Source organism: Enterobacter cloacae complex sp. IR5450, assembly GCF_049238665.1.
In the GTDB taxonomy this organism is placed as follows: domain Bacteria; phylum Pseudomonadota; class Gammaproteobacteria; order Enterobacterales; family Enterobacteriaceae; genus Enterobacter; species Enterobacter hormaechei_C.
Genome location: NZ_JBMKIC010000091.1, coordinates 1 through 768, shown reverse-complemented (window position 1 = coordinate 768; position 768 = coordinate 1). Strand labels below are relative to the sequence as shown.

The 768-nt window shown below is 60.4% G+C and carries 1 protein-coding gene; it reads right to left on the bottom strand.

Annotated features, from left to right (window positions below; genetic code table 11):
• A partial coding sequence (mbeA, locus tag ACOTYB_RS24830) for a plasmid mobilization relaxase MbeA (protein ID WP_421765924.1) occupies nucleotides 1–768 on the bottom strand: 768 nt, incomplete at both ends.

Genomic DNA, 768 nt, shown 5'->3' with positions numbered 1-768 from the left:
TCGCCTCGCTCATACTCTGCTCGTGGGCGCTGATGGCGTCGCTGATTCTCCTCGCGCTTGCGTTCAGTTCCGCTCTGACAGACTGCTCGTGCTCGCTGAATGCGGCTTTCAGCATCTCGCCGGTACTCTTCTGCTGCGCTTTCGATTGCTGCTCTAAGTCCTTCGCCAGCGTTAAAAGACTGCTCATAGATGGCTCCCTTCAGTCGGATGTTTCGCCCCCCGTCAGGGTCGGCAATGCTGATACTGCTTTTCGTTGTACGCACCACCTCAAAACCTGCACCTTCAAGAGCCTCAGTGACGTCCTGACGGCTTTTCAGCTCCCCGGACGAGGCTAAGCTCAGCAGTCCACGGGTGATGGCTTCTGCGGCTTCCTGCTTCGTTTTCGGCAGTCCGGCCGGCGTGACCAGCGCCCGGCGGTTTTCCGGCGCGTTCGGATCGTGCAGCCCCAGTCTGCCGTTCACGATGGTCTGCCAGGCATCGATACGCGGCCGGTCGGCGCGGTCGTAGTACGGCTGGAGCCGCCTGCCGGTCAGCAGCTCGGTATTGGGGATCAGAAAGTTCAGCTCCAGACGCCCCTTGTCCTCGTGCTCCACCCACAGAATGCTGTACTGATCTTTATCAAGTCCGGGCATCAGAACCCGCTCGAAGCTGGCCATCAGTTTTTCCCGCTGGCCGGGAGGCAGATCGGCCTCCGCAAACGACAGGACGCCGGAGGTGTATTTCTTCACGTAAGGCGACGCGTCAATCAGCTCCCGGACTTCTTCCGGC